This window comes from Novosphingobium flavum (assembly GCF_014230315.1).
GTDB lineage: Bacteria > Pseudomonadota > Alphaproteobacteria > Sphingomonadales > Sphingomonadaceae > Novosphingobium > Novosphingobium flavum.
This window is the reverse complement of sequence record NZ_JACLAW010000011.1, coordinates 117,351-142,959: the sequence shown is the minus strand read 5'-3', so window position 1 is coordinate 142,959 and position 25,609 is coordinate 117,351. Positions and strand designations below refer to the sequence as shown.

Genomic DNA, 25,609 nt, shown 5'->3' with positions numbered 1-25,609 from the left:
GGTGAGCGGCCGCTATCCCTGATCGACTATCCGGAAGCTAACCCTATTGAGGCGTCCCAGCTGCGGTCGCAATTCTCGCCCCGCGCACCGTTCGCTGTGATTCAGGTTTTCAGCATTCAGACACACAATCTTTCCGCCCACCAAGAAGGAGCAATACGAATGCCAAAGGGAACCGAAGCCGATATCAACGAGGCTCTGAAGGGTTACTATGAGGCGGCCTGCAAGTTATCCAAAGTGACTCCAGTTTCGGCGCCGACCTGCCAACGTCTTTCTCAACCCGACGCGCAAGGGTTTAGCTGGACAGCTACCGGAAAGCCGGGCGATACGCTCGAAGAATCGCTCAAGGCGATCGTAGAGGCGCGTGTTGCCGGCTGGGATTTGATTTAGGCCTAGACATAGAGGAGAGGGCGTTCGCGCGTTCACGAATGACCGGTTTCGGTAACTAGTTGGTCGCTCCCAGCAGCTGCAGCGATCGGCAGGAAAGTCCCACTTGTCACTCTGGCGCGCCGCGAGCGACGAGATCCAACGACCGGTTACATCGCCCTGATCCGGCACCGTGAATGTCGACAATGTCAGCGGTTCCCGAGGCCACCAAGCGGTAGCGCGCCCAGTCAGTCTTAAGTCAGTCACCTCCGTGACGGATCTCCTTCAGCGGTACGGCGCCTTGGACCGACGGAAGCTCAGGCCAGTACCATACCTTGCAAACGCGACGGTCGTTGATATGCCTCGAGCATGGATAGAAGGGGGGTCACTGCAACACTTTGCGCGACTGTGGCTGGCGGAGGATTCGCGGCCATGATCGGCGCAACCGCCTTGCCTTCTGGCTCCCCGTATTTTGTGACGCTGATCGATTTCGGCATGGCGGGCGTGTTAGTAGGGGGCGGGGGGCTTGGGATCATGCTCCTCACAGCGGGTGGTGCAAGCGCCAGAGAAATCCAAGGTCCATTTAGGGATGACCAACCGTCGCCTGATTTGGGCAGCAAGGAGCGGGCGCTCTGGGCGCTTCGAAGAGCGCGAGAAAACGCCATCCGGGCGCGCAAACGCTGGTTCAGCTTTGAAAATCACCATCGCGCTTTCAGCGAGATGAGAGCCGCTATACTCGGCGTGAAGAAGGAGTTCGGCGTCGGAGGCTTGCTGTCTCTTTCGAAGGGTTCCGACGATCCGAGTTACAGAGATTTGCTGGGCGCATACATCTCATACGTAGATAGCTACCTACCGTTATTGGAGAGCGACCAAGTTGATGCAGCGCGCCAAATAGCAAACGGCTTCAGTTGGAGTCGTGGCTGGGATTAACCACTGTTCGTTCATGCCGAAGCACCTGGTTTGATGAATGAAGGGCGGGTTTTGGGGAACCCTTTCGAAGCGTCAAACGGCGGCTCTGTCGAGGGGCGTCGCCGGCGTTTGCCGCCCCAGGTTTCACATCAAGAAGGCTCAACCCGTCGTTGTGCATTTGCGAAATGCTGACGGATCAGGCATTGCGTCGCCCATGAACGGGGACATCGCCAGCATCATCCAGGCCGTGGTGCAACGCGCGCCGCAATGGCTGCGCCACGACATGTCGTCGAAGGACGAGGCCGTACGCCTCCGGGCCGAAGAGGCGATGGCGGCGATGATCGCCGATGCGCTGACCAAGGCGCAGGCGGCCTGATGGTCTGCCGCTAACGACGGCGGCCCATTGTTCGAACCGGCTGCGCGGCTATCTGGCCGCTGCGGTCTTACCCGGCAGAAACCGCCGTTCCTGATCTGCCCAGTCCGCGTCAATCGCCCCGGGCGCAAGCAGGGCTGCCGCATCGATCTCGGCGCGCAGGCGGCCGTCGAGCGCCGCGGCCGTGACCTCTGGCGAGAGGAAGGCAAGGCGCACGACCCGGGTCATGTAGGAGGCGGTGACGTCTTCGCGCGCGGCCAGCGTGGTGATGTCAGTCTCGCCCCGACAGAGAATGCCCCACCAGCGGTGCGCCCGGGCGAGTAGGCCTTCGAGGGTGGTCGCGCGCTCTGGCCCGGTGGCGAAAGCGCTGTCGTCCTGCACCAGCCGCACCACATGCCCGGTTCGGGTCACGCGGACCGGCACGGTGTGGATGATGTCGGGGGCAGGGGAGGAACCTGAAACGGGCGGTGAGTTCAGCAGATCGGCGAGGGCGTCCACCTTAACCGCCAGTTCGATCCGGTCGGGATGGATCCCGACCCGGTCGAGCACGGCGGCAACGGCCGCCGTCCGGCGCAGCCGCAGGTCGGCGGCGAGGACCTCGCAGCGCCGCACCGCCTGACCCAGTACGGCGGGCTCGATGAGCAGGCCCGCCCGCTCGGCCAGATCGAGTGGATCGTCGAGCAGGACGGCGAGTTCGCGGCAGACCACCTCCTCGATCTCGCGGGACGGGATGCGGAAGGTGGGGGTATCTGCCTGACCCTCGCTGCGCTGGAGGCTGCGGCTGACATAGTAGCGGTAACGGGTGGCTGCGGTCGGCGCGCTGCCCGCGCCGCGCTTCGAGGCGTGGCTGGCGAGGAGCGGCTCGCCTGAACCATCGAAGATCCGCCCGGCCAGCAGGCTCGCGGTGGGCACGCGCGAGGTGCGGGTGCCCTGCCGGTGGGCGGTGAGCAGCCGCTGGGCCTCGTCCCATTGCTCGCGGCCGATCAGGGGCGGGTGGTTGCCGGGATAGGTCCGCTCCTTGTGCGGGATCTCGCCGACGTAGATCGGATTGCGCAGGATCGCATAGAGCTGTCCCCGCGAGAACCGCTGCCCGCCATAGGCACGGCCCGATGTGGTCTGACGCAGGGGCGAGCGGATGTCTGCGGCCACCAACTGGTCGGCCACAAGGCGGACCGAGCCGAGTTCGAGGTAGCGCCGGTAGATGTCGCGGATGATTGCGGCGTGGTCCTCGACCACTGCGAGGGTGCGGCCATCGGGGCGGTAGCCGAGCGGCGGGGTCCCGCCCATCCACATGCCTCTGGCCTTGGAGGCCGCGAGCTTGTCGCGGATCCGCTCGGCGGTGACCTCGCGCTCGAACTGGGCGAAGGACAAGAGCATGTTGAGGGTGAGGCGCCCCATGGAGGTCGTGGTGTTGAACGACTGGGTGACCGAGACGAAGCTGGTCCCGGCCTTGTCGAAGGCTTCGACCAGCTTGGCAAAGTCGAGCAGCGAGCGGGTCAGGCGGTCGACCTTGTAGACCACGATGATGTCGACCTTGCCGTCGGCCACGTCGCCGAGCAGACGCTGCAGGGCAGGGCGCTCGAGTGTCCCGCCCGAGAGCCCGCCATCGTCGTAACGCTCGGCCACCGGGCTCCAGCCTTCGCTGGCCTGGCTGAGAATATAGGCGGCGCAGGCCTCGCGCTGGGCGTCGAGCGAGTTGAAATCCTGCTCCAGACCCTCCTCGCTCGACTTGCGGGTGTAGATCGCGCAGCGCACGGTTTTCATGCGGCGGCCCTCCGGGAACCAGTCTTGCGGCCTTCCGGAGCCGCAGCGGTGCGCAGGCCGAAGAAGGCCGGACCGGACCAGCGGGTGCCGGTCACCGCGCGGGCAACCGCGCTGAGCGAATCCCACGTCCGTTCGCGCCATCGGATTGTGCCATCCTCGCTTACCGTGACGACGATCAGTTCGCCGTTCCACTCGCGCACCAGCTTCATGCCGGGGCGGATCTCGCGGGTCTGGTTGCGGCCGTTTGCCCGCTGTTCCAGCCGCTGGCGGATGCGGCGGGGCAGGCCGCCCGAGGCCCTCGCCTGGATTTCCCAGGCGAGGGCGAGGCGCAGGAGGCGGTTGCTGACCCTCGGGACCGGCCGGCCGGTGACCTCCAGCCAGCGCCGGGCAAGCCCGGCGCCATCGAGATCATCGAGCGCGGCGAGGTTCGGCGCGGGCTGGCGCTGTACCATCAGGCGAGACCCGTCACGCGGTAGCAGGTCGCGCCGTCGCGCTTGGACTTCTCGAGCGCGTGGCCCTTCTTCCTGAGGCCGGTCAGGGCGGCGCGGGTCGTGTGTGGCAGCCAGTCGGTGGCCTCGACCATCTCGGTCAGGGTGGCGCCGTCTTCGCGGCGCAGCAGGGCGAGCACCTTGCTGATCTTGCTCTCCCCGGAAGCGGGGGCTCCAGGTGCCGGAGCGTCGGTGGCGGGGGCGTTGTTCGGGGCAGGGCTCTGCGGCTCGCGGGCCATTCGGCGGGGCATGGGTGGCTCTCCTTCAGCGGAGCAGCACCGCGCTGCTCCCACCACCCAAAGCCCCGGGGGTCAGGTCCCGGAGCGTGGCCACGGCGTCTCGCGCTGCCGTCAACACCAATGCGTGGAACAAGCCCGAAGTCGAGCGAATTGTGCGGGTAAGTTTATGGAATTATGCTGATTTTCGATTGGTCGGCGGGTGATGGGGCGGTTTCGTATAATGGGTGTTATCCGCGTCGTACTGTGGGTTCGATGACTGGCAGCACCCTTGGCTCCCATGGCGCCGGCCGACAATTAATCTTTCGGAGTCACCTAGGCTGGCTCGTGGCTCGCGGGCCCCAACCTACATTGTCATTATCGCCAATAGGGAAAGGTGCAGGACAGAGGGGGCCAGCAGGCAACCCAGCCCGGTGTGGAAGGTAGCAGTGAGCGCCCCGTAGGGTACTAGCCGCCTGTCCGTTGCGGCGAGGCCGCCGGTGACGCCGCTGACCGTGCCCATCAGGCCGCCGAAGATCATTGCGCTGCGCGGGTTGTTGAGGCCGATGAAGCGGGCGACCATCGGCGTGACGACCATTACCAGCACCGCCTTAAGGACCCCGGTGGCGATGGAGATGGCAATTACGTCCGAACTCGCACCAAGCGCTGCGCCGGTTACGGGCCCGACGATATAGGTTATCGCCCCGGCGCCGATGGTGCTGATCGCCACGGGGTCGGTATAGCCGGCCACCCACGCGGCACTGGCCCCGACGATGAACGGCAGCACGGTTCCGATCAGCAAGGCCAAGAACCCCAGCAGGCCGGCCTGTCGGGCATGGGCAACATCGACCTCGAAGGCCGTGGCCGTGATCGCGAAGTCGCGCAGCATTGCCCCGCCCAGCAAGCCGATACCGGCCAGGATAGGCAGGTCGGCCACGCCTTTCTCCCCGCCAGTGACGGTTCCGGCAAAGAATGCGCCGGCCAATCCGATGATGATGGCGATGGCAGACCCGTGGATACGGCCTGCGGTCAGATGGCGCGACAGGGCGTTCGCCGCGAGCATGACGCAGCCCACGCAGGCGAACGCTGTCAGCAAGCCGTTGGCGGACAGAACGCGTAGCGCGATAGAGCCAAGCTGCTCGATCATTCCGCCACCTCGCCGGTTGCAGGCAACTCGCCCGTGGAGGGCCGAAAGCTGGCGGCGCGGCCGATCAGCCCCACGCACGCGAAGCACAGGGCCGTCGTGACGATCGCGACGATGATGACCAGCGGTCCGCCGCGAACCGCTGCGGCGACGTTCTGCTGCGCCGCCATCGCCACGACGATCGGAATGTAAAGCGCCCCCCACAGTTCCACGCCGAGCCGGATTCCGCCGCTCAGCAGACCGCGCCGGAGCAGCCAGATCCGTCCCGCGATCAGCAGGATCATTGCGATGCCGACGCCCCCTACGTTCGCCTTCACGCCCAGCACAGTTCCCAGTGCATCTCCGGCAATCGCGCCCACCAAGGTGCACGCGGCGAGCAGGGCCACGCCGACGATGACCGATCTGCGGTCGCCGGGCGGCAGGTGTTCCTCTTTTGGATTATGCATTGTTTCCCCTCCAGCTTATGGTTCTCGGGTTGCTTCGGATCAGAGGGGCGACGGTTCGTGGCGGGCCACTTAGCCAGCTGAAATAGACAGGCCGGACGCCATTGATCTATTTCCCCCTCGTCTCTTTTTTTCTGATCTGTGTGTCAGCGGTCCTTGAGATAGTTTTCCAATGCGCCGGCCGCGCTCAGCATGTGGGCGCGCATGCGCCGGGCTGCCGTTTCGCCGTCCCCTTCGTTGATCGCCTGGAGCACTTCATCGTGTTCACCGCGAGAACGCGGGAGGCGTCCCTGTTGACGGAGCTGGACACGCCTGAAGGCCGAGAGGCGCGCCCGAACCGACAGCGCCTGCTCTTCCAGGAAAGTGTTGTGCGTGGCCTTGTAAAGCGCCTCGTGAAACTCGCGATTGAGACGATCGTAGCCGTCAACATCCCCGGCTGCGACCGCCACGTCAGTCGCCTCGTGGATGCGAAGCAGCGCGCTGCGTTCCAGCGGAGTCATCCGGTATGTGGCCAGGCGCACGCAGACGGATTCGATTTCCGCCATCGCCTCGAACATTTCCATTATCCGGACTGGCGTGAGCCGGGCAACCAGGGTGCGCCTGCCGACAATTTCCACCAACGCACTGGTCTGAAGTTGACGCAGGGCTTCGCGAACCGGCGTGCGGGAGGCGCCGTATTGGGTCGCCAATTGTTGTTCATCAAGATTGCTGCCGGGAGCCAGCTGGCCGGTCGCGATCGCATCGATCAGGCTGTCGCGGATGCGCTCGGACAGAAGGGGGCGGCGCCCCCCCGCTTCGTCGCTCGATGTTTGTCCATCCATCAAGAGTCTCCTCCTGCCGACTTGCCTCGGCCTGCTTCGGTGTATACATAAACTCGAATTGATGCGCTAGCAGTATGCTGATCTAAGAAAAGTTAGGTCGTGTGCACACTTTGTTGGGAGCCGATTGATGGTCCGCACGTCACTGTCGCAACTGCTGCAAGGTTTTTCCAGCCGTGGGCGAGACCTGCTCGGCCGATATCTGCCCTTCGCGGCCCATCCGGCCCCGCCTGCGCGCTCGCCGGTGGAAACGCTGCTCGGACTTGCGCGTGACCTGCTGTCGACGCGCGGCGAAGCCTCTGGCGTGGCGATCGCCAGCGACCTGCTGGCGTTGTATGCGGAGATCGACGGGGGCGAGCGCGCGGCATTTTTCGAGCGGCTGGCCGATGACTTCAATCCCGATCCCGAGCGCCTGGCCGCAGCATGGGGGCGCTATGCTGCGGAGGGGTGGTCCATGCTGCCGGAGCTTGCCACCGCCGTCGAGGCGCCGCGCCAGCGCCTGTTCCGCCTGCTCAACCTCGGCAAGGGTGGGACCGCGGCACTGGTACGCATGCGGGAAGATCTGCTCTCGATCCGGGGGCAGGACTGGGCGCGCCGGGTGGACGCGGACCTGTCGCACCTGCTGGCCTCTTGGTTCAATCGAGGCTTTCTTACCTTGCAGGCGATCAACTGGTCATCGCCGGCAAGCCTGCTGGAGCGCGTGATCCGGTATGAGGCGGTGCATGACATTCGGGACTGGGCCGAATTGCGCAGCCGGCTTGATCCTCCGGACAGGCGCTGCTTCGCCTTCTTTCATCCGGCCATGCCCGACGAACCGCTGATCTTTGTGGAGGTTGCGCTCACCAAAGGCATTCCCGAAAGCATTCAGGACGTACTCGCCCCGGACAGGGTGCCGTTGCGAGCGGACGAGGCGGACACCGCGGTCTTCTATTCCATCAGCAATTGCCAGCCCGGCCTGCGCGGCATTTCCTTCGGTCACTTCCTGATCAAGCAAGTGGCCACCGACATCAGGCGGGTCTTGCCCGGACTGGATTGTTTCGTGACCCTGTCGCCAATTCCGGGCTTTGTCAGCTGGCTGAAAGACACGAAGCCGGATCTCGCGGCAGCGGTTTTGGCCGAGGGCAAGAGCGACGAGGTTCGAATGGACCTGCTGCAGGCCGGGGTGGACTATTTCCTGGAGGCGAAAAGCGCCGATGGTCGGCCGGTCGATCCGGTAGCCCGCTTTCATCTTGGCAACGGCGCGCGCCTGGAACGTCTCAACTGGATGGGCGACAGTTCGCCCAAGGGCATCCGGCAAAGCGCCGGGATGATGGTCAACTACCTCTACGATCTCGCGGCAATCGAGGAATTGCACGAAGCATACTCAAATCAGGGACAGATCACGATCGGCAAGCACTTCCGGCACCTGATGGAGCGACTTGGGGCTGGAACGCGCAAACAGATGGAACTGCAGCATGACTAACCTTTATGACCGCCTGAGCGTGAACTTTCCGGCGGATGGCGATGCGCCCTTCGCATTTCTCCCTGATGGCGCGGTGGTCAGTTACGGTGAGGTCGAAACGGCCTCGGCGCGCTATGCCAATGCGCTTGTCTCCCTTGGGGTGCAGGCCGGGGACCGGGTGGCGGTGCAGGTGGAAAAATCCATCGAAATGCTGCTGCTCTATCTTGGATGTCTCCGTTCAGGCGCCGTGTTTCTGCCCCTGAATACGGCCTATACCGCCGGCGAACTGGACTATTTTGTGGCCGATGCCGAGCCGGCCCTGTTCGTCTGCGATCCTGCCCGCCGTGACGCTATCAAGGCGCTTCCGGCGGCGCGCGGCCTGTCCCACGTGGAGACGCTGGACGGTGCGCGCGGCGGATCGCTGGCTCAGTTGGCTCGCAGTGCCCCGGCGGTGTTCGCCGCGGTTGACCGGGGCGATGACGACCTTGCCGCAATCCTCTACACCTCCGGCACCACAGGCCGGGCCAAAGGCGCCATGCTCAGTCATGACAATCTGGCGTCGAATGCCTTTACCCTGCGCGACGTGTGGCAGTTCTCGAGTCAGGACGTGCTTCTCCATGCGCTTCCCATCTTCCATACCCACGGCCTGTTCGTTGCCACGAACGTGACCCTGGCTGCTGGTGCATCGATCATCTTCCTGCCCGCATTCGATGTTGGTGACGTTATCCGGGCCTTGCCCCGGGCCACGGTCATGATGGGTGTTCCCACGTTCTACATCCGCCTGCTCCAGCAGCCGGGTTTCGTGCGCGAGCTGGTATCGCACATGCGCCTGTTCGTTTCGGGTTCGGCGCCCCTTTCAGCGGACATTCACCGCGAATTTCGGGAGCGAACGGGCCACGCAATCCTCGAGCGCTATGGGATGACCGAGACCAACATGAATACCTCCAACCCCTACATCGGCGATCGCATTGCCGGTACGGTCGGATTGCCGCTTCCTGGCGTTGACGTGCGCATCGCCAATCCCCAAACGGGCGAGGAACTGCCGCTGGGCGAAGTCGGCGTGATCGAAGTGCGCGGGCCGAACGTGTTCAAGGGCTATTGGCGCATGCCCGACAAGACGGCCACCGAGTTCAGGAACGGCCATTTCATAACCGGCGATCTCGGCAGAATGGATGACCGAGGCTATGTGTCCATCGTTGGCCGGGAAAAGGATCTGATCATCGCGGGCGGATTCAACATTTATCCGGCGGAAGTGGAGAATGCCATCGATGCGCTGCCGGCAGTGCATGAAGTGGCCGTAATCGGCGTTCCGGACAGCGATCTCGGCGAACGGATCGTGGCGGTGATTGTGCCGCGCGAGAAGGGCTTTGCCGATGCCGAGGCGATCACGACGGCACTGTCCGACACGATTGCCCGCTTCAAGCAGCCCCGTCGAATTGTGTTTGTCGACGAGCTGCCGAAGAACGCGATGGGCAAGGTGCAGAAGGCGGTGTTGCGGGAACGGTACTCTGGCGCGTTCCAGCACTGATGGGCCCTGGCCGCGGAGCGGTTCCGTCGGCTAGGCATATTGATTTCATTAGCGAGGCCTGACGAGTTCATGAAACCGAATATCCTCCTTCTCGAGCCGCTCGTCGCCGAAATCGAGCGGGAACTTGAGGCGCGTTACACCGTCCATCGCGCGTTCGATCCGGCAAGCCGGCGCGCTTTGCCCGCGCCTGTTGCGCAGACGATCCGCGGGATTGTGACCGGCGGGGGCACCGGTGCCGATAACGACCTCGTCGACACGCTGGCCGGGCTGGAGATTATCGCGATCAGCGGCATCGGTCTGGACGCAGTGGATCTGGATCGCGCGCGATCCAGAGGGGTACGCGTGACGACCACGCCCGATCTCCTGACCGATGACGTGGCCGATCTTGCCATCGGCCTGCTGATTGCCGCCGCCCGCGGGTTATGCGCAGGTGACCGCTACGTTCGTGACGGGGCATGGCTGCGGCGGGAAGCCTTGCCGCTGGCCAACACCGTCAGCCGCAAGAAGATCGGGATTTTCGGCCTTGGCCGGGTAGGCCGGGCCATCGCACAGCGGGCAACCGGCTTTGGCATGGACATAGGCTATCACGACCTTGGGGCTATGGCCGACGTTCCCTATACTTTCATGGCCGATCTCGTGGAAATGGCGCGCTGGTGCGACTTCTTCGTCGTCGCCTCCGCAGGGGGGGCTGGTTCGCGCGGCATCGTCAATGCCGAGGTGCTGCAGGCAATCGGGCCGTACGGCTGCCTGATCAACGTGGCTCGCGGCAGCATCGTTGATGAACCGGCATTGGTTGAGGCGCTGACGAGCGGACGACTGGGCGGTGCGGGGCTGGATGTGTTCGCCGATGAACCCAACGTGCCGAGCGAGCTCATCGGGCTGGGCAGCGTCGTCCTCCAGCCCCATCGCGCCAGCGCGACGATCGAGACACGGGTCGCCATGGGGCGCCTGCTGATCGCCAACCTCGATGCCCATTTCGCAGGCGAGCAACTTCTCACCGCGGTCTTGTGACGGAGGGCATGCAGCCCTCCGTCAGGCGCGGCTAGGCTAGCTGCGCCTCGGCGGAAAGTTCGGCGGCGATGGCGTCCAGTGCGCGGGCTGCGGCGCCGTCGATCCTGTCCAGCGGGGCGCGGCAGACCGGAGTCGCGATAATTTTCATCCGGTAGAGCAAGTACTTGAGCGATGGGAATACCCCGTGGGTGACCAACGCATCGAGTACGGCATTGCATCGGCCCTGCATTTCAAGCGCCCCGGCATTGTCGCCCGCTCTGAAGCGCCGCAGCAGTTCGACATAGCGAGCCCCCATGATGTTGTAAGTGCTGCCAACCCCTCCGTTTGCACCCGAGGCAATGCCGGCCAGCAGCATCTCGTCGAATCCGTTGAGCAGGAGCTTTTCCGGGTGAAGGCGGTGCAACTGTTCCATCTGATACATGTCGATGGAGGTCTGCTTCATCCCGACCACGCCGGGAATTGCGAGGAGGGCTTCAAGGTCACCAAGGGAGAACTGGACGCCGCTCAGCTTCGGTATGTTGTATACGATGACTGGAAGACCGTCGGCCGCTTCCGCGATGTCCTGATAGTAGGACAGGATCCCCGCTTTGGAATGCTGGAAGTAGATCGGGGGAATGGCCGAGACGGCGTGGTATCCGGCCGAAGCGCAGAGCTTGGCAAGGCGCTGAGCTTCCCGCGTGCCGACTGATCCCACCTGTCCGATCAGCACGCCCCGGCCTTGGGCTGCTTCGGCAGCGAGATGGAGAACCTGCTCGCGTTCCTCGGTCGATTGCAGCAGCGCTTCGCCAGTCGATCCGCCGACATAGAGGCCGTCGATGCCCTGGCCCAAGATGAAATCGATCAGGCGCTCGAGGCAGGCCGGGGCAATGGCGCCATCCGCGTCATAGGGCGTGGCGAGTGCGGCGTGCAGGCCGGCGAGGGCGGGGGGGTAGCGCTTTTCGCGGGTCATTGCTCAGGCCTTCCCATGCCTGGACGCGGTCTCGTCGTGCTCGCGAATGAAATCCATGTTCAACTTCAGGCCCAGTCCGGGCAGATCGGGGACGTGCATCAAGCCGCCGATCGGCACGGGCGCATTGTCGAACACCTTGGCGGTCAGGTCCTCGAAAATGAGAAGCCGTTCCAGAAAGACGACGTTCGGGACGGCGGCGCCGAGTTGCAGATGGATGTTCTCCATCGCGTGGGGCGCGAACTTGAGGTTCCACGCCTGGGTCAGCGCGGCGCACTTGATCATCTCGGTATATCCACCGGCACGGGCGGCATCGACCTGGACGATGTCGGCGGCTTCGTTGAGCAGCAGATCCCGCACGCCGAATTTGAGGTATTCATGCTCGCCAGTGCCCAGCGGAATGTCAGTCCCCTTCCGGAAACGCGCAAGGCCCGGCATGTCGTCGGCGAAAACCGGTTCCTCGAACAGGGCGATGTCATATTCCCGGATGCGATTGGCCAACTGGACGGCACTCGCGGCATCGAAGGAATTGTTGGCGTCCACCATGAGCGTGACGTCGGGCCCCACGGCTTCGCGCACTTTTCGGACGCGCTCCGCATCCCGGCGCAGGTTGCGGCCGCCATCGTACCCGACCTTGAATTTGACGGTGTTGTAGCCGCGCGCCACCATGGCTTGCATTTCCGCGACGAGTTCATCGTCCGAGTATGAAGTCCATCCGCCGCTCGCATAGACCGGAACCGCCGTTCTGCCTCCCCCCAGGAGCTTGTAGATCGGCAGGCCTGTGATCTTGCCCTTGAGATCCCACAAGGCGATGTCGATTGCGCTGAGCGCGCAATACATCAATCCCTTTCGGGCGACGCCGCGAAGATAATGGAAGAACTCGTTCCAGATGACTTCGGTATCGAACGGATCGCGTCCGATCAGCTTGGGCGTCATGTTGCGTCTGATCAGCTCGGCGGTCGCCTCGCCGCCGACTTCATGATAAGTGATGCCAATCCCTTCCAACCCCTGATCCGTCAGGATTCGGACGACGAGAAAGCCGATGGTTTCGACCTTTCGCGTCGCGTCGGCGAAGCCTGCCGCGATCGGCGTGGAAACGAGGTGAACCTGAACGTCTTTGATAGTATGCTGCATTTTGAAGAAACCTCAGTCTGCAATTGCCGGTGCATTTCGCTGGCATGTCGGGCGTGACGTTGACGGGTTCAGGTCCCGGCAGCGCAGGTGCGGGCCGCTGAACGCGTGGTCATGTCACGGGGCTCGGTATCCAAGGGACGAATTCCGCCTCGCCGTAATTGAGGCGCTCGCTGGCCGTTTGAACGCCGCTCGCAGTCTCGATCAGTGCTTCAAAGATTTCGCGGCCCTTCGCTTCCATCGACACGCCGTCGTCGAGCAGATCGCCGCAATTGATGTCCATGTCTTCCCGCATGTTTTCATAGAGGCGGGTGTTGGTGGCCAGTTTGAGCGATGGCACGGGCTTGCAGCCGAACGTCGATCCGCGCCCGGTCGTGAAGGCGATAAGGTTGGCGCCTGCCGCGACCTGCCCGGTGGCGGACACCGGGTCAAAACCGGGCGAATCCATGAATACGAAGCCATGCTCGCGGATGGGTTCGGCATATTCGTAGACGGCCCGCAGCGGCGATCCCCCGCCTTTCGCAACCGCTCCGAGCGACTTTTCGAGAATGGTGGTTATTCCGCCCGCGATGTTGCCGGCGGAGGGGTTGTCGTTGAGCGTCCCGCCATGCCGGGCCGCATAGGTGGTCCACCAGGAAATCCGGTGCCGGAGCGCCTCGGCCACGGCATCGGTTTCGGCGCGCGCCAGCAGAAGATGTTCGGCGCCATAGATTTCCGGAGTCTCACTGAGGATGGCGGTACCGCCATTCGCCACGAGCAGGTCCGCGGCTACGCCCAGCGCCGGGTTTGCGGTGATGCCGGAGAACGCGTCCGAGCCGCCGCATTGCAATCCGAGCGTCAGGTGCGAGACGGGCAGCGGCTCGCGCCTGACGTTTCGCGCTTCGTCCAGAAATGCCTGAACCTTGCCGATACCGGCATTGATTGTCTGTGAGGTGCCGCCGGAAGATTGAATTTCGAGCGCCTGGATGCGCTGGCTTTCGCCGCCGACCAGCGCCAGCAACTCGGACATTTCGTTCGACTCGCAGCCGAGGCCGACCATCAGGACGCCGGCGAAATTGGGGTGGTTGGCATATCCGGCCAAAGTGCGTCGCAGCAGCCTGATGCCATCGCTGTCGCGGCCCATGGCGCAGCCGTGTGGGTGCGTGAGGGCGACGACGCCGTCCACGCCAGGCCACTGAGCCAGCGCATCCCCGCGAAACCGGTCGGCGATGGCCCGGGCAACAGTGCCGGAACAATTCACGGTCGTGAGAATGCCGATGAAGTTGCGCGTTGCGACCGAGCCATCCGCGCGCCGAATGCCGGAGAACGTGCGGGCTACCCCCGTGACGGATGGGCCGGCAGTGGTCTTGCCGCGACCGGCCTTGTGGACGGCGGTCGGCATCCTGGCGTTGTGCACGTGAACGTGCTGCCCCGGCGCAATCGCGATGGTGCTTTCAGCAATGACGCTCGAATACTTGATTACCGCGCTGCCTTCGGGGATCGGCTCCAAAGCAACTTTGTGTCCAACCGGAACGGCTTCGATGACCGTCGTCCCGAGGACGTTGTCGCCGGGTACGAGGGGGCGAAGCGCGAGGGCCACATTGTCGTCTGGACGCAGCCGCAGGACCGCAGATGGCTTGATCAGGTCATTCATTTCCGCTCACCTGTTCGCGTTGATCTTTTGCCCGGTCGAGGCGAGGTGGCTTGCTGCGGACGACGGTGCCGCAACAATGGCGCCGGGTGACAGGGCACCCGCCGAGACCAGGTCCGTCCACAGCGAAGAAGGGACTGGCCGCCGGAACAGTTCCGCGTTGTGGCGAACTTCATCAGGCGTTTGTCCGCCGGGTATGACCGACAGAATGGCAGGGTGCATGAGTGCAAAGTGCAATGCCGCGTGAGGAAGGCTGACGCCGTTGCGAACACAGATATCTGCGATCACCTGCGTACGTTGGCGAATTCCTTCGGAGGCGGCGGCATAGTCGTACCGGGCGCCGTCCACGGGACCGGTTGCGAGGATCCCGCTGTTGAACGGGCCGCCGGCTACCACGCCAACGCCGCGTCCCTGGCAATCCGCGAGCAGGCCTTGGGCGCTCTGGTCCAGCAGGGTGAAGCGTCCCGCGAGCAGGAAGATGTCCGGGTCGGCCTGTTCTAGCAGGCGCGCACAGGGTTCTACTTCGTTGACCCCTGCGCCAATGGCGGTGACTGCTCCGGTCTTGCGCAGCTCGTCCAGCGCCTTCCAGCCGCCCTGATCGAAAAGCTCCCCGAAGCGAGCCTCATACCCGGCCCGTCCGTGGCATTTTGCTTCGATGTCGTGAAGGTAGAGAATATCGACTCTGTCGAGCCCGAGTCGGCCCAGACTGGACTCCAGAGATCGCATGATGCCGTCGTAGGTATAGTCAAAGCGCACCCGGAGCTGCGGGGTGGCAACATATATGCCCGAGTCCTCTTCGCCGGCGCGGCAGGGTTCGAGAATGCGTCCGACCTTCGTTGAAACCACGAATGATTCTCGGGGCAGCGAACGCAGTGTTCTTCCCAGGCGCATCTCGGACAGGCCGTGCCCGTAGAGCGGCGCGGTGTCGAAGTAGCGCAGGCCTTCGTCCCACGCGGCGCGGACCGTGGCGTCGGCCTCCGCTTCGGGCAGAGGGCGATGCATGTTCCCGAGCGGCGCGGCGCCGAATCCCATCGCTGAAAACGTGATCGTCCGCCCAGCGTTCGAGGTCATGGTGCGAATGGGAAGCATCATGCTTCTTGAGCCGATTCGAGGGCGGCAAACTGTGCCTCAACCGCGATTTCGACCGCATTGAGGTGGGCCCTCATCGCAGCGCCAGCCAGTTCGGCATTTCGCGTCTTTACGGCTTCGACGATCCATCGATGCTCGGCCAGTGTGGATTCAGGCCGCTCGCCGATGGGCAGGACAAGCCGCCGCATCCGGTCAAGCGGAGCCCGGGCTGCATCGAGCAGTTTGACGAGGCGCGGGCTGGCAACTTCGTTGAACAGCGCTTCGTGCATGGCTTCGTCGAGTTCGTAGAAGCGCTCCAGATCGTTCACCTTGAGCGACTGGGTCTGGGCGTCGAGGTTAGCTTCGAGCATGGCGATCAATTCGTCAGACGCCCTTTGGGCGATGCGCCGTACGGCTTCGATCTCCAGTCCCGACCGAACGAACAGGCCTTCGCGGACATCCTCGGGCCTGATCGGTGCAACGAAGCTGCCGTGCTGCGGATAGACATCGACCAGCCCCTCCTCGGTAAGGCGGGCGATTGCCTCGTTCACCGGGCCGCGCGACACGCCGAACTCCTCGGCAATGTCTTCCTTTCGGATGGCTTGCCCCGGGGCAATTTCGAGATCGCGGATGCGCCTCCTGAGCGTGCGATAGACGCGATCGCCCTTCGGCAGGTCTGGCTGGTTCAATGTGCTCAACGTCATAATGGCCTATTGGACTAAAATGTTAGGTTCAGTCAATATGGCTTGAAAATTCCTATAAGCACGTCTAACAGGCCCCTCTAACATGTTAGCTGGAGGCGGCGTGCTCAAGGGAATTGCACCGATAGTCGGGCCTGAATTGCTCGCGGCGCTTCGTGCCATGGGGCACGGCGACGAGATCGCGATCGTCGATGCGAACTTCCCCGCGGCGAGCACTGCGGCCCGCCTCGTGCGGCTGGACGGCGTCGATGTGGTGAGTGCTTTGGCTGCCGTTGTTTCCCTTTTGCCGCTCGACGATTTCGGCCCCGAAGCCGCATGGCGCATGCAGGTGGTGGATGAGCCCGACCTGATCCTGCCGATCCACCGCGAGTTTGCCGACACGCTCGCGGTCGAGGGGTACACTGCTCCGCTGGGTCGACTTGAGCGGACGGAATTCTACGGCCGCGCCGCGCGGGCCTTTGTCGTCGTGTCCACCTCGGAGGCCCGGCTCTACGGCAACGTCCTTCTGCGCAAGGGCGTGATCCGTCCGGACGGGCAGGCAGGCTCGTGAAGATCGATTCCCATCAGCACTTCTGGGCCATCGGACGCGGAGACTACGGCTGGATCGAGCCGTCATCTGTCGCGCTGTGGCGTGACTATCTTCCCGATGATCTCGAGCCGCTGATCAAGCAGGCAGGCGTTTCGCGGACCATCCTCGTCCAGGCTGCGCCGACCGATGCGGAAACTGCGTTCCTCATCGAGCTGGCCCGGATCACGCCGTTCGTTGCCGGCGTGGTCGGCTGGGCGGACTTCGACGCGTCGTCCGCTCCCCAGCGTATAGCGGCTTTGGCCGAAGCGCCCACCTTGGTCGGTCTGCGTCCCATGGTTCAGGACATTGCCGATCCTGAATGGCTTGCGCGCCCCTCGCTTGATGCCGCCTTTGCGGCATTGGTCGAGGCTGACCTGGCGCTCGATGCCCTGGTTCGGCCGATCCATTTGCCTGCCTTGGAAAAGCGCCTTTCGCGTACACCCGGATTGCGGGTGGTCATCGACCATGGAGCGAAGCCGCATATCGCCTCGGGCGAGATCGCCATATGGCGTGAAGCCATGTCCCATATTGCCCGGGAAACCAACGTCCGCTGCAAGCTGTCCGGTTTTGCGACGGAGGCCGGGGCGGACTGGGGCGAGGGCGTTCTTCGGCCCTATTCGGACAGCCTTCTGGAGGCGTTCGGGCCGCAGCGCCTGCTCTGGGGTAGCGACTGGCCGGTTCTCAACAGCGTCGGCAGCTACGCGCGCTGGGTCGAGGCAACGGACCGCCTGCTGGCAGACCTGGGTGCCGATGACCGCGAGTGGATTTGGTTCCGCGCGGCTACAGAATTTTACCAATTAGGAGCACAGGCGTGAGCTGGGATGATTGTTTACCCGCCGACTGGCGAATGGCGACCTTGGTTGGCCGTATGCAATTTCCGGCAGGGCCCACGCCGGTCGCGGTGCGTGGCGGCGAACTGTTCGACCTGTCGGCTGCCGGCACGGTATCGGAGCTGCTCAACTTGTGGCCGGACGTTCCGGAGGGCGTTGCCCTTGGGCCGCTTGACGCCTTCGCGATTGATGAGGCTCCGCTGCTTGCGCCGATCGACCTGCAGTGCATCAAGGCGGCTGGTGTCACCTTTGCCGTGTCGGCGGTGGAGCGAGTGATCGAGGAGCGGGCGAGGGGCGACGCACGCTTGGCCGAGACGATCCGCGGCGGATTGCAGGATCGGGTGGGAGCCGACATCCGCGCGGTCGTGCCGGGATCCGAGGCCGCCGCGCGCCTGAAGGATGCTTTGATAGCGGACGGGCTGTGGTCGCAATATCTCGAAGTGGCGATAGGTCCCGACGCTGAGATCTTTACCAAGGCTCCGGTGCTGTCAGCCGTGGGGCATGGAGCGCAGATCGGCATCCGGTCGGATTCCGCATGGAACAACCCCGAACCGGAAGTGGTGATGGTGGTGGACCGTCAGGGGCGCGCGCTTGGCGCGACGCTCGGCAACGACGTCAACCTACGTGACTTCGAGGGACGAAGCGCCCTGCTGTTGGGTAAGGCGAAGGACAACAACGCCTCGTGCGCGCTGGGCCCATTTATCCGGATGTTCGATCGCGACTTCACGATCGACGACGTGCGCAAGGCGCAGGTGGATCTGGTGATCGACGGGCCGGACGGCTTTCGGCTCGACGGCCACAGCTCGATGGACCAGATCAGCCGCGATCCGCTGGAACTGGTCCGTCAGGCGAGATCCGAACACCAGTACCCCGATGGCTTCGTATTGTTCTGCGGCACGCTGTTCGCGCCGACCCAGGACCGCGACGTGCCGGGCCAGGGCTTCACCCACAAGGCAGGGGACATGGTCCGCATCGCGAGTGCGCGCCTGGGCGCGCTCGAGAACGAAGTCACGACATCCGCAGCAGCCGCGCCCTGGACCTTCGGGATCGCTGACCTGCTGCGCAACCTGGATGCGCGCGCAATACGGCTGCGCGCTTCCGACTGTCAGCCGGTTGCATAGCCCGGCCGATGAAACCCCGTTCGCTCTTCATCCAACCCCACCATCAATAATAATCACGGGAGAGATGCCACAATGAGGCGCATTGCAATCCAGCCGACCCTGCTCTCGCAGGTTTCCAGCGTCGCCCTGTTCGTTTCACTGACGCCGGGCATCGCCCAGGCCCAACAGGCCACGGCACCAACGACCAGTGAACAGGCCGCGCCAGCTTCCGACGAAATCACGGGGCCCGTGGCGAGCGACATCGTGGTGACGGCCAGCCGCGTCAACCGCCAGGGCTATTCCGCGCCGACACCCACGGTCGTCGTCGGCGGGGCCCAGCTTGAGCAGAAGGCGGCCACCAACATCGGTCAGTATCTGCTGACCGAAGTCCCGGCGTTTCGTCCGACCACGCAGCCGACCAGCAATGGTGCCAACCAGCGCTCCAACGGATCAAACTATCTCGATCTGCGCGGGCTTGGAACGTCGCGCACCCTGGTCCTTGTGGACGGCAACCGCTTTGTCCCCGAGATGGCGGCAGGCCTGGCAGGTTACAACGTCAACCTGAACCAGATCCCCGCGCTTTTGGTGGATCGCGTTGAAGTCGTCACCGGCGGCGCATCGGCCCAATGGGGCTCCGACGCGGTCGCGGGGGTCGTGAACATCCTCCTGAAAAAGAATTTCAATGGCTTTCAGGCCGAAGCCCAGGGCGGAACGTCCACGCACGGCGATAACCGGTCGTTGCGCTTCGGTTTCCTCGCCGGCAAGGACTTCGCCGATGGGCGCGTGAACCTCACCGTGTCGGCTGACTACGAAAAGAACTACGGCGTGGGCGACGTCAATACGCGCGATTGGGGGCGCAGCCATGTTTACCTGATACCTAACCCCTGTCCGGGCGCTGTCGCGGTTTCGGCGACCTGTCCGGCCGGTGGCAACGGGCTGGCATCGCGCCTCATCCTTCCGGATGTCCAGTTCTCGACCGCCACCCCCGGTGGCATCATCAACAGCACGGTTCTGAAGGGCACCAACTTCGGGCCTGGGGGCACGACCAGCCCGTTTTCCTACGGCCAGTACGTTGGCCCGACCTACATGATCGGCGGCGGGCAGCCCGGCGTCTATTTTCCGGCGGTGCAGCAGATTGCCGCTCCGTTCCGCCGCATGGTGCTCTATGGGCGCGGCAGCGTGAAGCTCTCCGATTTCATCACCGCCCACGGTGAACTCAGCTATTCGAAGTCGGACGGCGGCGGCCAATCCGTCCCCTATGTCAGTTCGCTGACCATCCGTAAGGACAATGCCTATCTGTCGGACTCGATCAAGAACCAGATGACCGACGCGGGGCTGACATCGTTCACCTTCGGTCGCTACAACACTGAATTGGCTACGTTTGGTCACCTCGAGAACCAGACCACCCGCTGGGTGCTTGGGCTTGACGGCGCCTTTGCTGGAGGTGGTGACTGGAAGTGGAACGCCAATGTCGGCCACGGCGTGAACAACTACAAGCAGGCCGTCGACAACAACACAATCGTCGCCCGTTACGGCTTCGCGGCTGACGCGGTGCTCAACAACGGGCAGATTGTTTGCCGGGCAACGATCGCTGGATCCTCATTCAATGCTGCGGCGGCAGGCTGCGTGCCCATGAACGTGTTCGGCACCGGCGCCATCACCGATGCCGCCCGGGCCTATGTAGCGGGTGTTTCGATGGGGGCCATCGACTACCGGCAGACCTTTTTCAACGCGAGCCTTTCAGGCAAGCCGTTCGAAACGTGGGCGGGCCCTGTGTCGGTCGCGACCGGCGTGGAATATCGCTATGAATCCGAGTCCGCGTGGTCCGATCCGATTGCGCAGGCTAATGGCTACCAAGGCAACAACAGCGCCACTTTCTCGGGCGTTTATGAGGTCAAGGAAGCCTTCGTGGAAACGGTGGTGCCGCTGCTCAAGGACTCGCCGCTTGGCGAATCCCTCGAGATCAACGGTGCGGCACGTTATGCCGACTACAAGGGGGCGGCCGGCGGCCAGGTTACGTGGAAGGCGGGGCTCACCTACAATCCCTTTGCAGGTATGCTGCTTCGCGCCGCGCGCTCCCGCGACATCCGCGCCCCGAACATTTTTGAGCGATCCGTGCCGCCCAGCGGCCGCAGCGCGACCATTCAATATGGTTCGGCGGTGCGCTCGTTGCTGGTCCTGTCATCCGGCAACCCCAACCTGAAGCCGGAGAAGGCAGATACGACGACCTTCGGCTTTTCTTACCAGCCGCCGTTTGTTCCGGGCCTGGCGTTCTCGGTCGACCATTTCAAGATCGGGACCAAGGGCCTTATAACGACCCTCGCTGGACAGGATGTCGCCGATTTCTGCCGGGTCACGGCCGAACCGCTGTATTGCGGCCTGATTACCTTTGACACAGGCGGGTTGCCGACGGCGATCTCGACGCCCTTCCTCAATCTTGCCAGTGTGAGGATCAGCGGCTTGGACTTCCAGGCGAGCTATCGTTTCCCGCTTTCCCGCGTGGCGGACGGGTTGGGCGGCTCGCTTCAGCTGAGCTTTGCTGGCACCTACACGCGTCATGCGCAGGTCAATTCCGGCCTGCTCAATGCCCCGACGATCGACCGCTCCGGCGAACTTGGTCCGCGCAACCAGTTCGCGGTGCCCCGGTTCCGCTCCACCACGTCCTTGACCTATTCGGATGAGCGCCTGTCACTCGGCCTGTCCGCGCGCCAGGTCTCGGGCGGGAAGTACGACGTCACCTACACGGCGGCGGACATCAACAACAACGATGTCGAGGGGAGGACCTATTTCGACCTTTCCGCGAGGTTCAAGGTCGCGCCGGGCATTACCCTGTTCGGGGTCGTGACCAACCTGCTCGACACCGATCCGCCGGCCGCGCCGACGGACAACGCGTCGCCGACCAACGCAGTGTATTTCGACACCATTGGCCGTGTGATCAAGGGCGGCATCCGTGTCGAAATGTGAAATCAGTGCCGCCTCGAAAGGCGGTCCGAGGAGAGGTGATGTTGCTATGAAACGAAAGATCAGTTGGCTGTTCGGCGCTGTCGGGGCAGTGCTTGCCTGTGCGGCCTCGGCCAATACCCCCGAGAAGACCGCCGAGTTTCTCGCGCCGGCCGACCGGGTCGTGGCGATCAAGGCGGGGCGCCTTTACGATCCCAAGGGAGGTCAACTCCTCGCCAACCAGGTCGTGATCATCAGGGGAGACCGGATAGAAAACGTCGGGACCAACCTGCCGGTCCCGGCAAATGCAAAGGTGATCGACCTCGGCAATGCGACGGTCATGCCCGGCATGATCGACGCGCACGTCCACACCAACGTTGACGCGTCCCCGACTACCAGCCTCTCGCAACGCGTCATATGGATGACCGTGAGCGCTCAACACGATCTGGACGCTGGTTTTACGACAATCCTCGATCTGGACTCGCGCGGAGGTTTTGACACGGTCGAGCTGCGCGACATGATCAATGCGGGTCATGTCCTGGGGCCGCGCATGCAGGTCGTGGGGCAGGCGCTCAATTTCCGGAATTCGAACTACGTCAGGGAGGGCTACGGAGAGCGCTGGTACGCTGGACGCACCGAGAACAAGGATATCAACGGGCCGTGGCTGGCCCGCGCCGCAGTGCGCGAGGCGAAGAACCACGGGGTCGATTACGTCAAGGTCTACGCAACTTCGGACTATGTCGGGCCGAACTACATGTGGCGTGATGGCAAGTTCCAGTACGTGTTCTCGATTTCGACCGAGGAGGTCCAGGCGATCGTCGACGAGGCGCACCGTCTCGGCCTCAAGGTCGCTTGTCACAGCTACAGCGGAAACGGCAAGGATCCTTGCCTTCTCGCCGGCGTCGACAATCCCAACCATCTGCTTGAGCTCGACGCCGCTGGGGTGAAGCTGATCCAGCAGTTCAAGACCGTCTTCACGCCGACGATCGATGACCTGACGCACCTCGATCCTCTTGACCTGCAAGCGAGCGGGGGCGCGGGCTCACGCCTGGCCCTGGGCGAGGCCGCCGTGCGGCGGGCTCGTGCCGCCGGACTGGAAATCGCGTTCGGAAGCGGCGCCACTTCGCCGCCGGGCGGCGAGATCCCGCACGGCAAGCAGGGTAACCAATTTGCCTATCTGGTCAAATGGGGGATGACCCCGGCCGAGGCGCTGCGGACCACCTATGTCGGCGCGGTTCACGTGCTGAACTACGACATGGAGCGCCACATTGGGAGCCTGGAAAAGGGAAAATACGCTGATGTCATCGCGGTATCCGGCGATCCATTGGCGGACATCACCGAGATGGAACGGGTGAAGTTCGTCATGAAAGGCGGCATGGTCGTCAAGGATGCGATCAGCCGGCAGAGGTAATCCGCCTCTCGGCGGCGCGCGGCCCTGAACCGCACGCCGCCGGGTACGCGGTAAGTATGGTCTAGATAGGATGGCCTTCGGAAAGGTCGGCGCAGCGGCCTCTTGTCATCCGCCGTGCGCCGCGTCCGACAGCAATCGCCACCTGATGTGTGGGAGAAATATTCGTGAACCAAGCGCAAGCTGCCGCGATCGCCGCGGAGGCCAAGAAAAGAGTTGAGGCCCAGGAAGGCGCTGGCTCCACCAAAGCCGGCTGGCTCATGATCGTCGCGCTGCTCCTTGAATCCTGGGACAGCTATTCGATGGCCTTCATCCTCCCCTACATAAACACGGACCTCAATCCGAGCGCGATGATGCTCGGATTTGCCGCTGCCGGGGTTCACATCGGGGGCCTGATCGGCGCGCTGCTGGGCGGCTGGGCAACGGATCGCTTCGGCCGTCGGCGGATATTCCTCGCCTCCATGATCATGTTTATCGTCTGCGCCCTCGCGCAAGGGCTGGCACCAAACATGCTGACCCTGGCAATCATCCGCACGATTGGCGGCATCCCCATCGGATGCGACGTCGCCAACGGCTTCACCTACATGATGGAAGTCCTGCCCAAGGGAAAACGCGAGACGATGGCGAACCGGTGGCAGTGCATGTACGCCATCGGCACGATGCTGTCGGTGATCCTTGTGACCATTCTGCAGTTCATCAATCTCGAGGCGAACCTGCTGTGGCGCTTCGTTCTCATGTTCCCGGCCATTCCCGGCATCATTCTGCTGTTGATGCGGACCGAGTTGCCCGAAACCCCGGCGTGGTTGCTTGATCGCGGCAAGTTCCGCGAAGCCAAGGCGGCATCGCGCGTGCTTTACGGCGATCTGCTGGACGACCTGCCCGATACCAACGTGCCGATGCGCTCGCCCACGATCGGGGAAGCGTTCAGGGACGTCTGGGGTGATCGCCGCCGCCGCAACGTGACGATCGTCGGCATGGTTTCAAACGCCACTCAGCCGGCCGAATGGTATGCCTTTGGCTTCTACATCCCGCTCATCCTGGTGAGCTTCGGCTTCACGACCCAGCTCGAGAACAACCTGTTCCTGATCGGGCTGAGCGGCCTGGCGGCCCTGTCCGGCTTCGTCGGGCCGGTCATTCTCCACCGCATCGGTCACAAGGGCCTGCTCCAGGCAGGCAACTTCCTGACCGCGTCGGGCCTGTTCGTCGCCTCTTATGGCATCTATCAGGCGCAGACACTGATCGTTGCCCTGGGCGCAGCGATCGTGGTCTGGGGGCATTACTGGGGCGCGCAGAGCGGTCAGACGATTGTCACCGTGGTCGCCAAGCCAAAGTATCGCGGCGTCTCTTCCGGGTTTGCCTATGCGGTGACCAAGACCTCGGCGTTTCTCCTGACGATGGCGGCGCCGGCGATGTTTACTTTGCTTGGGGTTCCCAAGGCGGCGATGCTGACGGCCATTTTCCCGCTCATCACGCTGTTCCTGGCAACCTTCGTGCTCAAGGAAGTCTATGGTCACACGGAACAGGAACTGCCTGTACGCGCCGACAACCAGTCGTCCTCGCCGAGTGCCGGCCTTGACGTCGGGGGCCGGGCCGTTGCCGCAGGGGAATAAGTCTTGCGAAAAAGAAGTGAGCGTGCCGGTAAATGCCTTCCGATAATCCGCCGCCGCGCACAGCCCAGTGCCCCGTGCCTGGAATGTGCAGTCGAGGCGCCTTTTATGCGGCCATAGCGATAATGGCCGGGAAGAGGATCTACATGCCCTTGATTTGGAGTTGTGCCTCACCACGGCGGGCGGGAGCTCGCCGTGGTTGAGCCTGCCTCATTCGGCTTGGTCGGAACCGGCACTTGGGCTGCGCAGGTTCACGCTCCGGCCTTGGCGGATTGCCCGAATGTCCGCCTGGTCGGAGTCTACGGCCGGGATCCTGGCCGGACCGCAGCCGTGGCAGAGCCGCACGGTGCTCAAGCCTTCGACGATTTCGACCGCTTCCTGGACGGTGTGGACGCCGTCGCATTCGCTGTCGCACCGCAGGTCCAGTCCGCTCTTGCACGACGTGCCGCGGAGGCGGGCAAGATGCTGCTGCTGGAAAAGCCGCTGGCGACCTCGCTTGCGGAGGGGTGTGAGCTGGTGGCAACGATTGATCGGGCGGACGTGGCGGCACGCGTGTTCCTGCCTGGGCTCCATAGCGCCGAGGTGCGCCAATTGATCGCATCGGCGCGAGCCTTGCAGCCGCAGACGGCCACTGCCAGTTTCAATTCTCGGGCCTTGGTACCCGGCGGCCGTTTCGCAGACTCCCCCTGGCGTTCCGAGCCTTTCGGGCCTCTGTTGGACGTTGCTCCGCATATGCTCGCCGTGCTGGTTTCCGTGCTCGGTCCCGTTGTTTGCGCGGCGGCAACTAGAACAGGGAAAGCCGCTTTCCAGTGTAGTCTCGATCACGCCGGCGGGGGCCGCTCCAGCTTCAGCCTGGATTTGCTAGACGAGACGCGCACGGGGCCTTGCGAGCTTTACAGCTTTGGCGCTGCTGATCATGTGCTTGAGGGCGGCCCCTTCCAGCATGACTGGTTGGCCTGCTACCGGGAAGCCGTCCGCAGCCTGACTGGGGGAGACGCATCGGCCTATGGGCAGGTTGCCGACGTCCGCTTCGGGCAGGAACTGGTTGCGATTGTCGACGCGGCGTGCGCTAGCATCGCCACTGGTGGCAGTGTCAAAAGAACTGCACCTGCTGGCAAGGTGAGGCGATTGGGGTAGGGCGCGGCCATGCCGCGTCCTCAAGAACCAGCCAATCCATTTCGCT

General features: G+C 63.7%; 24 protein-coding genes. 13 read left to right on the top strand and 11 right to left on the bottom strand.

Going from position 1 to position 25,609, the window contains the following annotated elements:
• Positions 1-159: 159 nt before the first annotated feature.
• From H7F51_RS14600 to H7F51_RS14590, 3 genes are all read left to right on the top strand, one after another.
• Positions 160-387 (top strand): hypothetical protein, encoded by a 228-nt coding sequence (locus H7F51_RS14600; RefSeq protein ID WP_185665038.1) that lies wholly within the window; start codon positions 160-162, stop codon positions 385-387.
• Positions 388-795: 408 nt separating this feature from the next.
• Complete coding sequence (locus H7F51_RS14595) at positions 796-1,293, top strand: hypothetical protein (protein ID WP_185665037.1); 498 nt, start codon at positions 796-798, stop codon at positions 1,291-1,293.
• Between the two features lie 193 nt (positions 1,294-1,486).
• Entirely contained in the window at positions 1,487-1,648 is a 162-nt protein-coding gene (locus tag H7F51_RS14590; protein ID WP_185665036.1) for a hypothetical protein, read from the top strand.
• Positions 1,649-1,696: 48 nt separating this feature from the next.
• Here the strand turns inward: H7F51_RS14590 and H7F51_RS14585 are convergent, their stop codons facing one another.
• From H7F51_RS14585 to H7F51_RS14560, 6 genes are all read right to left on the bottom strand, one after another.
• The gene (locus H7F51_RS14585) at positions 1,697-3,409 is read right to left on the bottom strand and encodes a recombinase family protein (protein WP_185665035.1); all 1,713 of its coding nucleotides are present in this window, start codon (positions 3,407-3,409) and stop codon (positions 1,697-1,699) included.
• Entirely contained in the window at positions 3,406-3,861 is a 456-nt protein-coding gene (locus tag H7F51_RS14580; protein WP_185665034.1) for a DUF2924 domain-containing protein, read from the bottom strand. Before H7F51_RS14580 ends, H7F51_RS14585 begins: the two co-directional genes overlap by 4 nt.
• The gene (locus tag H7F51_RS14575; protein WP_185665033.1) at positions 3,861-4,148 is read right to left on the bottom strand and encodes a DUF3489 domain-containing protein; all 288 of its coding nucleotides are present in this window, start codon (positions 4,146-4,148) and stop codon (positions 3,861-3,863) included. Before H7F51_RS14575 ends, H7F51_RS14580 begins: the two co-directional genes overlap by 1 nt.
• A gap of 331 nt (positions 4,149-4,479) precedes the next feature.
• Positions 4,480-5,259, bottom strand: a complete 780-nt coding sequence (gene madM / locus H7F51_RS14570; protein WP_185665032.1) for a malonate transporter subunit MadM — start codon at positions 5,257-5,259, stop codon at positions 4,480-4,482.
• The gene (gene madL / locus H7F51_RS14565) at positions 5,256-5,702 is read right to left on the bottom strand and encodes a malonate transporter subunit MadL (RefSeq protein WP_185665031.1); all 447 of its coding nucleotides are present in this window, start codon (positions 5,700-5,702) and stop codon (positions 5,256-5,258) included. Before madL ends, madM begins: the two co-directional genes overlap by 4 nt.
• A gap of 143 nt (positions 5,703-5,845) precedes the next feature.
• A complete protein-coding gene (locus H7F51_RS14560) occupies positions 5,846-6,520 on the bottom strand; it encodes a GntR family transcriptional regulator (RefSeq protein ID WP_185665030.1) in 675 nt (224 codons plus the stop codon).
• A gap of 127 nt (positions 6,521-6,647) precedes the next feature.
• Here H7F51_RS14560 and H7F51_RS14555 point away from each other — a divergent pair, with 127 nt between their 5' ends.
• From H7F51_RS14555 to H7F51_RS14545, 3 genes are all read left to right on the top strand, one after another.
• Positions 6,648-7,979: a malonyl-CoA decarboxylase gene (locus H7F51_RS14555; protein WP_185665029.1), complete on the top strand. Its 1,332-nt coding sequence runs from the start codon at positions 6,648-6,650 to the stop codon at positions 7,977-7,979.
• Complete coding sequence (locus tag H7F51_RS14550; RefSeq protein ID WP_185665028.1) at positions 7,972-9,486, top strand: malonate--CoA ligase; 1,515 nt, start codon at positions 7,972-7,974, stop codon at positions 9,484-9,486. The genes H7F51_RS14555 and H7F51_RS14550 overlap by 8 nt, the downstream gene beginning before the upstream one ends.
• 69 nt (positions 9,487-9,555) lie before the next feature.
• A complete protein-coding gene (locus H7F51_RS14545) occupies positions 9,556-10,497 on the top strand; it encodes a 2-hydroxyacid dehydrogenase (RefSeq protein ID WP_185665027.1) in 942 nt (313 codons plus the stop codon).
• A gap of 31 nt (positions 10,498-10,528) precedes the next feature.
• On the opposite strand, the gene H7F51_RS14540 is transcribed toward H7F51_RS14545, so the two are convergent.
• The 5 genes from H7F51_RS14540 to H7F51_RS14520 all read right to left on the bottom strand — a co-directional run bounded on the left by H7F51_RS14540 (position 10,529) and on the right by H7F51_RS14520 (position 15,970).
• The gene (locus H7F51_RS14540) at positions 10,529-11,446 is read right to left on the bottom strand and encodes an N-acetylneuraminate lyase (protein WP_185665026.1); all 918 of its coding nucleotides are present in this window, start codon (positions 11,444-11,446) and stop codon (positions 10,529-10,531) included.
• 3 nt (positions 11,447-11,449) lie between these two features.
• The gene (locus tag H7F51_RS14535; protein ID WP_185665025.1) at positions 11,450-12,577 is read right to left on the bottom strand and encodes a mandelate racemase/muconate lactonizing enzyme family protein; all 1,128 of its coding nucleotides are present in this window, start codon (positions 12,575-12,577) and stop codon (positions 11,450-11,452) included.
• Positions 12,578-12,686: 109 nt separating this feature from the next.
• Entirely contained in the window at positions 12,687-14,207 is a 1,521-nt protein-coding gene (locus H7F51_RS14530; protein WP_185665024.1) for a UxaA family hydrolase, read from the bottom strand.
• Between the two features lie 6 nt (positions 14,208-14,213).
• A complete protein-coding gene (locus tag H7F51_RS14525) occupies positions 14,214-15,296 on the bottom strand; it encodes an aldo/keto reductase (protein ID WP_221774160.1) in 1,083 nt (360 codons plus the stop codon).
• On the bottom strand, positions 15,293-15,970 hold the full coding sequence (locus H7F51_RS14520; protein WP_185665023.1) for a GntR family transcriptional regulator: 678 nt from the start codon (positions 15,968-15,970) through the stop codon (positions 15,293-15,295). Before H7F51_RS14520 ends, H7F51_RS14525 begins: the two co-directional genes overlap by 4 nt.
• 106 nt (positions 15,971-16,076) lie before the next feature.
• Between H7F51_RS14520 and H7F51_RS14515 the strand changes: the two genes are divergently transcribed.
• The 7 genes from H7F51_RS14515 (at position 16,077) to H7F51_RS14485 (ending at position 25,563) form a co-directional block, all read left to right on the top strand.
• Positions 16,077-16,523: an RbsD/FucU domain-containing protein gene (locus H7F51_RS14515; RefSeq protein WP_185665022.1), complete on the top strand. Its 447-nt coding sequence runs from the start codon at positions 16,077-16,079 to the stop codon at positions 16,521-16,523.
• A complete protein-coding gene (locus tag H7F51_RS14510; RefSeq protein ID WP_185665021.1) occupies positions 16,520-17,356 on the top strand; it encodes an amidohydrolase family protein in 837 nt (278 codons plus the stop codon). Before H7F51_RS14515 ends, H7F51_RS14510 begins: the two co-directional genes overlap by 4 nt.
• 32 nt (positions 17,357-17,388) lie before the next feature.
• A complete protein-coding gene (locus H7F51_RS14505) occupies positions 17,389-18,492 on the top strand; it encodes a fumarylacetoacetate hydrolase family protein (RefSeq protein WP_185665063.1) in 1,104 nt (367 codons plus the stop codon).
• 72 nt (positions 18,493-18,564) lie between these two features.
• Entirely contained in the window at positions 18,565-21,435 is a 2,871-nt protein-coding gene (locus tag H7F51_RS14500) for a TonB-dependent receptor plug domain-containing protein (protein WP_185665020.1), read from the top strand.
• A gap of 46 nt (positions 21,436-21,481) precedes the next feature.
• Complete coding sequence (locus tag H7F51_RS14495; RefSeq protein WP_185665019.1) at positions 21,482-22,822, top strand: amidohydrolase family protein; 1,341 nt, start codon at positions 21,482-21,484, stop codon at positions 22,820-22,822.
• 164 nt (positions 22,823-22,986) lie between these two features.
• Positions 22,987-24,429 (top strand): MFS transporter, encoded by a 1,443-nt coding sequence (locus H7F51_RS14490; protein ID WP_221774159.1) that lies wholly within the window; start codon positions 22,987-22,989, stop codon positions 24,427-24,429.
• Positions 24,430-24,591: 162 nt separating this feature from the next.
• Positions 24,592-25,563 (top strand): Gfo/Idh/MocA family protein, encoded by a 972-nt coding sequence (locus H7F51_RS14485; RefSeq protein ID WP_343061301.1) that lies wholly within the window; start codon positions 24,592-24,594, stop codon positions 25,561-25,563.
• Positions 25,564-25,609 lie beyond the last annotated feature (46 nt).

Coding starts and splice junctions, on each gene's coding strand:
- H7F51_RS14600 (WP_185665038.1), top strand. CDS start 160: ATGCCAAAGGGAACCGAAGCCGATATCAACGAGGCTCTGAAGGGTTAC.
- H7F51_RS14595 (WP_185665037.1), top strand. CDS start 796: ATGATCGGCGCAACCGCCTTGCCTTCTGGCTCCCCGTATTTTGTGACG.
- H7F51_RS14590 (WP_185665036.1), top strand. CDS start 1,487: ATGAACGGGGACATCGCCAGCATCATCCAGGCCGTGGTGCAACGCGCG.
- H7F51_RS14585 (WP_185665035.1), bottom strand. CDS start 3,409: ATGAAAACCGTGCGCTGCGCGATCTACACCCGCAAGTCGAGCGAGGAG.
- H7F51_RS14580 (WP_185665034.1), bottom strand. CDS start 3,861: ATGGTACAGCGCCAGCCCGCGCCGAACCTCGCCGCGCTCGATGATCTC.
- H7F51_RS14575 (WP_185665033.1), bottom strand. CDS start 4,148: ATGCCCCGCCGAATGGCCCGCGAGCCGCAGAGCCCTGCCCCGAACAAC.
- madM (WP_185665032.1), bottom strand. CDS start 5,259: ATGATCGAGCAGCTTGGCTCTATCGCGCTACGCGTTCTGTCCGCCAAC.
- madL (WP_185665031.1), bottom strand. CDS start 5,702: ATGCATAATCCAAAAGAGGAACACCTGCCGCCCGGCGACCGCAGATCG.
- H7F51_RS14560 (WP_185665030.1), bottom strand. CDS start 6,520: ATGGATGGACAAACATCGAGCGACGAAGCGGGGGGGCGCCGCCCCCTT.
- H7F51_RS14555 (WP_185665029.1), top strand. CDS start 6,648: ATGGTCCGCACGTCACTGTCGCAACTGCTGCAAGGTTTTTCCAGCCGT.
- H7F51_RS14550 (WP_185665028.1), top strand. CDS start 7,972: ATGACTAACCTTTATGACCGCCTGAGCGTGAACTTTCCGGCGGATGGC.
- H7F51_RS14545 (WP_185665027.1), top strand. CDS start 9,556: ATGAAACCGAATATCCTCCTTCTCGAGCCGCTCGTCGCCGAAATCGAG.
- H7F51_RS14540 (WP_185665026.1), bottom strand. CDS start 11,446: ATGACCCGCGAAAAGCGCTACCCCCCCGCCCTCGCCGGCCTGCACGCC.
- H7F51_RS14535 (WP_185665025.1), bottom strand. CDS start 12,577: ATGCAGCATACTATCAAAGACGTTCAGGTTCACCTCGTTTCCACGCCG.
- H7F51_RS14530 (WP_185665024.1), bottom strand. CDS start 14,207: ATGAATGACCTGATCAAGCCATCTGCGGTCCTGCGGCTGCGTCCAGAC.
- H7F51_RS14525 (WP_221774160.1), bottom strand. CDS start 15,296: ATGATGCTTCCCATTCGCACCATGACCTCGAACGCTGGGCGGACGATC.
- H7F51_RS14505 (WP_185665063.1), top strand. CDS start 17,389: ATGGCGACCTTGGTTGGCCGTATGCAATTTCCGGCAGGGCCCACGCCG.
- H7F51_RS14500 (WP_185665020.1), top strand. CDS start 18,565: ATGAGGCGCATTGCAATCCAGCCGACCCTGCTCTCGCAGGTTTCCAGC.
- H7F51_RS14495 (WP_185665019.1), top strand. CDS start 21,482: ATGAAACGAAAGATCAGTTGGCTGTTCGGCGCTGTCGGGGCAGTGCTT.